5 protein-coding genes are annotated in these 6,000 nt (G+C 75.2%); 3 read left to right on the top strand and 2 right to left on the bottom strand.

Going from position 1 to position 6,000, the window contains the following annotated elements:
- Window positions 1–393 precede the first annotated feature (393 nt).
- Together ACZ53N_RS11455 and ACZ53N_RS11450 are read left to right on the top strand one after the other, a co-directional pair.
- Window positions 394–876 carry an inorganic diphosphatase gene (locus ACZ53N_RS11455; RefSeq protein ID WP_469140681.1) on the top strand — a complete coding sequence of 161 codons (483 nt, stop codon included), beginning with the start codon at window positions 394–396 and terminating at the stop codon, window positions 874–876.
- Window positions 877–933: 57 nt separating this feature from the next.
- Complete coding sequence (locus ACZ53N_RS11450; protein WP_469140680.1) at window positions 934–2,484, top strand: hypothetical protein; 1,551 nt, start codon at window positions 934–936, stop codon at window positions 2,482–2,484.
- Here ACZ53N_RS11450 and ssgD read toward each other — a convergent pair.
- Entirely contained in the window at window positions 2,436–2,849 is a 414-nt protein-coding gene (gene ssgD / locus ACZ53N_RS11445) for a spore wall synthesis regulator SsgD (RefSeq protein ID WP_469140679.1), read from the bottom strand. The two genes, ACZ53N_RS11450 and ssgD, sit on opposite strands and share 49 nt — an antisense overlap.
- A 237-nt stretch (window positions 2,850–3,086) precedes the next feature.
- On the opposite strand from ssgD, the gene ACZ53N_RS11440 reads away from it, so the two are divergent.
- Window positions 3,087–4,511, top strand: a complete 1,425-nt coding sequence (locus ACZ53N_RS11440) for a sigma factor (RefSeq protein WP_469140678.1) — start codon at window positions 3,087–3,089, stop codon at window positions 4,509–4,511.
- A 236-nt stretch (window positions 4,512–4,747) separates the two neighbouring features.
- Here ACZ53N_RS11440 and ACZ53N_RS11435 read toward each other — a convergent pair whose 3' ends face one another.
- Complete coding sequence (locus ACZ53N_RS11435; protein ID WP_469140677.1) at window positions 4,748–5,926, bottom strand: sensor histidine kinase; 1,179 nt, start codon at window positions 5,924–5,926, stop codon at window positions 4,748–4,750.
- Window positions 5,927–6,000 lie beyond the last annotated feature (74 nt).

The following is a 6,000-nucleotide window of genomic DNA, read 5'->3' as shown; positions in this document are numbered from 1 at the left end:
AGCTACCTCGCCGGCCTCCACCTGCGCGCTTCATTGATCTGGATCAAGGACCTCACCCGGACCAGCCCTTGATCACAACCGAATACGCGCCCTAGGGCCTGCCCCGGTCGTGGGGCGCACCACCGCTGCGCGGCGGGGTCCTCAAACGCCGGACGGGCTGGTTTTGGCTGACCTCAGCCGCTGTCAGCCCGTCCGGGGGCACCTCCCAGCGGTAGCTGGGGGAGTTTGAGGACGCGCCCGCAGGGCGCTCCCCGCCGCAGGCGGCAAGACCGTCCGGACACGGCCCAGCCGTCTGTTGCCGGCCGGGGCCCGGGCCCGGGTCGCCTCCGAACCCCGGACAGGGCGTGGCCTGTCGGGCCACCATGGTGGCCCGACACCTACCGAGGAGCGTCCGTGGACTTCGATGTCATCGTGGAGATCCCGCAAGGCAGCCGGAACAAGTACGAGATGGACCACGAGCGGGGGCGCATCCGGTTGGACCGGCTGTTGTTCACCTCGACCCGCTATCCCGCGGACTACGGATACATCGAAGGGACCCTGGGCGCCGACGGGGACCCGCTGGACGCCCTCGTCCTCGCGAGCGAACCCACCTTCCCCGGCGTTGTCGTCCGCTGTCGCGCGATCGGGATGTTCCGGATGCGCGACGAGGCGGGCGAGGACGACAAGGTCCTGTGCGTACCCGCGCAGGACCCACGGCACGAGCACCTGCGGGACCTACGGCACCTGTCGGAGTTCGACCGGCTGGAGATCCAGCACTTCTTCGAGGTCTACAAGGAGCTCGAACCCGGCAAGTCCGTCGACGGCGCCTGCTGGGCCGACCGCACCGCCGCCGAGGCCGAGATCGCCGCCTCCCGGCTCCGGGCCGAACGGCCCTGACACCACCCCGCCGTTCGAACGGCCCGCACGGGGGCGCGGATGGGGTAGAAGAGCACCATGGCCACCATCGAGCGCGTCACCGAGCCCGCACCCACCCGGCCGGTCCGCCGCGATCCGCGCCTGGCGGCCGTCGCGCTCGCCTACGCGGTGCTGCAACTGTGCTTCGCCGTGGCGCACATGGAGCTCGGCTGGGACGAGAGCGTCTACCTCTCACAGGTCGACCCCCACAACCCGGCCGCCTACTTCAGCGCCCCGCGCTCACGCGGCGTCAGCTTCCTCGTCGCGCCCGTGCTCGTCCTCACGTCCTCCACCCTCGCCCTGCGCCTGGTGCTGGTGCTCCTCTCGTCGGCCGCGCTGTACGCGGCGTTCAAGGTGTGGGAGCCGCTGCTGGGACGGGGGCGGCCGGCGCTCGCGGCGCTGCTCCTCGCCGGACTGTGGATCACCGTGCTCAGCGGCCCGGAGGTCATGCCGAACCTCTGGGTCGCGCTCGCGGCCGTCGCCGCCGTGGGCTGGTTCCTGCGCGCCCACCACGACGTCACCGACCGGGGCACCGCCCTGGCCGGCGTCGTCATCGCCCTGGCCGGCGCCACCCTCTGCCGCGCGCACGACGGGGTCTGGCTGGCCCTGCCCCTGCTGGCCGGCTGCGCGGCCGTACGGGCCTGGCGCCGACCGGGCACCGTGGCCGCCGTCCTCGGCGGGCTCGCGCTCGGCGGTGCCCAGTGGGCCGTCGAGGCGTATGTACGCTTCGGCGGCATCGCCCACCGGCTGGCCCTGTCCAGCGACACCGAAGGGGACATGGGCGCGCACCTCGGCGCCGGATTCCGGGCCGCCTACCGTGGTCTCGACGGCCCGCAGCTGTGCCGGCCCTGCCGCATCGCGGGACCGCCGCTCACCCACTCGCTGTGGTGGTTGCTGCTCCCCGCCGTCGCCGCCACCGCCTGCGGCCTCGCCGTGCGGGGCCGCAGGCGCGCGGAGGAGGGGGCGGCCGTCACCCTGCTGCCCGTCGCCTGCGCGCTCGGCGTCGCCGTGCCCTATCTCCTGCTCCTCGACTACTCCGCCCCCCGCTTCCTGCTCCCCGCCTACGCCCTGCTCGCCCTGCCCGTGGCCGGTCTCGCCGCCCGGGCCGTGCGCTCGGTGCCCACCACCGGACGGCGGTACGCCGTGACCGCCGTGCTGTGCGCGGTGCTCGTCGCCCATCTCTCCGTGCAAGTGGAGGTGTTGCGGGTGAACACGGCCGACGCCCGTGACACTGCCGTCCGTTACCGTCGCGCGGCCGAGGCGCTGCGCCGCCTCGGCATAGAGCCACCCTGCCTGGTGACCGGCCCGCGCGCGCAGCCCATCGCCTACGCGGCGGGGTGTGTGTCCGCCCAGACCGCGGGCAACAACCGCTCGACCACAGCCGCCGACATCGTCCGCACCTCGGGCCGTGAGCCGACGGCCGTCCTCTTCGACCCCCGCGACGGGCATCTGCCGTCCTTCGCCCGCGACTGGCTGCCCCGGCCGCTGCCGGGCACCGACTGGGTCGCGTACGTCCCGTGGGCGCCGCCGGGACCGCCCGGTCAGGCCTCCCGCAGCAGCGCGGCGAGGTCGCTGTCCACGTCGAGGTGACCCGCCTCGGTGCCCGCGGGCACCAGTTCGTACGAACGCCCCAGGAACCGGCGGAGTTCGGCGGTGTCGAGCTGGACCATGGCCACCCCCTCCCGCGCGTGGAACTCCAGCACCGTACGGTCCGTCCCGCACGGCCACACCTGTACGTCCCCGCAGCCCGTCGAGGTGTTGAGGCCCGTCGCCAGCAGCTCGCGGGCGAAGGTCCACTCGACCTCCGCACCGTCGAGGGAGGCGGCGGGCGGGAAGGCGATGTGCACGGCGAAGGGATCGGAGCGCTCGTAGCGCAGCCGCGCGGGAACGGCGCGGGCCGGCGGGGCCGAGACGATGAGCCGGGCCTGGACGGCCTGGTCGATGAGAGTGGACAACGCCTGCTCCCTTGCGCTTGATTCCGGGTGGTGCGGGTCCTTGCCTCTTCGGCTGGAGAGACGGGATATCGATCGCCCTCGTGCACATGAATCGAGCGTGAGCTGCGTCACTGCCCTTGGATGGGGGAGACATTTGCGATCTACGCTTGCGAACTCTAGGTAATGCCTCCAAGGGTGGGCGGACCTGCCGAGAAGTCGCCCGCCCGCGGCGAGGCACCGACAGGAGTGCGCACCACGATGACCGACCGTTCGACAGCGCCGGGAGCGGCCGACTACACGCGGCTCTACGAGCGCGAACACCCGCGGCTCGTGGCGTACGCGCGCACCCTCACCGCCGACTCCTGGGCCGCCGAGGACCTCGTGGCCGAGGCCCACTTCAGGGTCTGGCGCCGGCTGCGGGACGGGCACGACATCGACAACGTGTCCGCCTACCTCACCACCACCGTGAAGAACCTCGCCACCACCGTGGGGCGGGCGACGCGGGAGATCCCGCAGGACCCGGTGGACGGGCCCGCCTGGCCGGACGTCCCGGCCGCGGCCGGCTCCGACCCCTTCCAGCGCGTCGCCTACGTCGAACTGCTCGCGAAGGTCCTCGGACAGCTGCCCCGCCGCTGGGTCACCGCGCTCTGGCTGGCGGAGGCGGAGGAGCAGCCGCTGGAGACGGTCGGCCGGCGCATCGGCGCCGGGCGCGGCGCCACGGCCGTCCTGCTGCACCGGGCCCGCGAGGGCATGCGCCAGGCGTTCCTGCGCGCCCTGCCGGGTGCCCCGGCACGGGTGGCGTGCGGGAAGCACTGGGAGCGGATGCCCGCGTGCGTACGGGGGGTGGCCTCCGCCCGGCAGTCCGACGGGCTCGACGCGCACATCGCCGACTGCCCCGACTGCCGGGCCCGCATGGCCCTGCTGACCCGGGCCAACCACCGGCTGCCCGCCCTCGTCGGCCCGGCGCTGCTGGTGCTGTTCGCCGGAGGCGCGGGCAAGTTCCTGCTGCCGGTGCTGGGCACGGTGGGCGCGACCGGTGCGGCGCACGGTGGTTCGGGCGGTGCGGGGTCGGGCGCGCTCAAGTCCGTGGGGCAGCTGTTGCGTGGCGGGACGGGGCAGGCCGGTCCGGTCGCGGCGGGCGCGGCCGGTGTGGGCGTGCTGGCGGTGGCGGGCGCGGTCGCCGCGGGTATCGCGTTGGCCGGCGGGACCGGGACCGGGACCGGGCCGCGGCAGGAAGCCGCGGCCCCGGGGGTGACGGCGCCGGCGCGTACCGGTTCGCCTGCGCCGGGGCCGACGGCTGCGACGGAGGCGGCTGGGCCGACTGGCCCGGCTGAGTCGACTGGCCCGGCTGGGCCGTCGGCACCCGGCTCGCCCGCTCCCGGGGCGACGGGACGGCAGACGCCGGGTGTGCCCGCGCCCTCCGTCACGGCTGTCCCGCGCACGGTCACACCGACGGCGCCCCCGGTCGTCCGGCCGCCCGGTCCGTCCCCCACGGCCGCGTCCGCGCCCACGGTCGCGGCACCCACCCGGTCCCTGGCCCCCGCCCCGACCCCGACGGTCGCCCCGTCGACCACCCCACCGCCGATCCCGAGCCCCACCCGGGCACCGAACCCGTCACCCTCGCCCACCCGCCACTGCCTGGAGTGGGGCGCCGGGCACTGGACGATCTGCTGGTACGGCTGAGCCGCCCGTGCGGGCGTGCCGGGTGTACCTCCGCTGCGCGGCGGTGTCCTCGAGCTCCGCCGGCTACCGCTGGGAGGTGCCCCCAGCGGGCTGCTGTGCTGTCTCCTCAACCGCCGGACGGGCCTGGCGGCTGAGCTCGGCCACATCAAGCCGGTCCGGCGTTTGAGAACGCGCCCGCAGGGCGTTCGCCGCCGCAGGCGGCAAGACGGCCCCGCGGTCGGCAGGACAAACCGGCCCTACGGGCGGACAGGCAGCGCCGCCAGGACCTCCCAGCCACCACCCGGGACCGGCCCCGCCGTCAACGTGCCGCCGATCGCGTCGGCCCGTTCGGTGAGGCCGACGAGGCCGAGACCGCCGCTGTCCTCGGGCGTGCGGTGCGGCTGCCGCCCCGGGGCGGCGCCGTCGTCGCGCACGGACACGAACAGGCGGTGGCCGGCCCGGCGGAGGGTGACGCGGACGGCCGAGGCGCCGGGGCTGTGCCGGGCCACGTTGGCCAGGGCCTCGCCGACGATGCGGTGCACGGACGCCGCCAGTTCGGGGGCGAGGCCCGCGTCGAAGCAGGGGTCGACGCGCAGGGTGACCCGCGGGGCGCCCGGATGCGTCCGGTGGAAGCCGTCGACCAGCTCCGTGAGCCCGCCCACCCCCGGCAACGGCTCGCGGTGGGGCTGGTCCTGGTGCAGGACGCGCAACAGCCGCCGGGCCGACGTCATCGCCTCGTCGCCGGCCTCCTCGATGTCCCGCAGGGACGAGGCGACGCGTTCGTCCTTCGCTAGCGAGCCGGCGGCGCGCGCCAGCAGGGTCATCGCGGCCACGTGATGGGAGACGAAGTCGTGCAACTCGCCCGCCAGCTCCAACCGTTCGGCGTCGCGCGCGGCGGCCACCGCCGTCGCCCGCTCGGTATCCCGGTAGCGCAGACACAGGCCCAGCGCGGCGACCCCGGCCACGACGAGGGCGTAGGCGACGACGGTCGTGCCGAGCGCGTTCGCGTCCCGCACGGGCGCGGCGAGCACCCCGGCGGCCAGCGCGACGCCCAGCGGCACGGCGGCCCGTACCGGAACGCGCCGGGCGACGAGCGTCAGCAGGGTCAGCAGCGCCGCGCTCTCCGCGAACCCCAGGAGCGGCACGTGCGCCCCGACGGCCAGCAGAGCGCCGGTCGCCGACCACGACACCCCGGCGGCCGCCAGGGCCCGTACGGGGAGTGCCGCCCACGGCAGCACGCACAGGGCGACCAGCAGACCCGCGACCCACATCACCAGGTGCGCGTGGTGCCCACCCGGGTGGTCCGCGGCCTCCCGGCTCAGCACCCATCCCTCGATCAGCCACAGGCCGCACAGGACGGCCACCGGCCATCGGTGCCGTCGACGCGGGGGCCCGGGAGAGGCGCCGAAGGGGCACGGCAGGGGGAGGGGGGTCATGCGTTTCACGCTAGGCGCGCCCGCCGGGCCTTGGATCGCCCGTACAGTCACACCCGATCGGCCAAAAGGATGAA

This window comes from Streptomyces sp. NPDC033229, assembly GCF_055576875.1.
The sequence above is the reverse complement of the archived record's forward strand: the minus strand, read 5'-3'. Positions and strand labels throughout refer to the sequence as shown.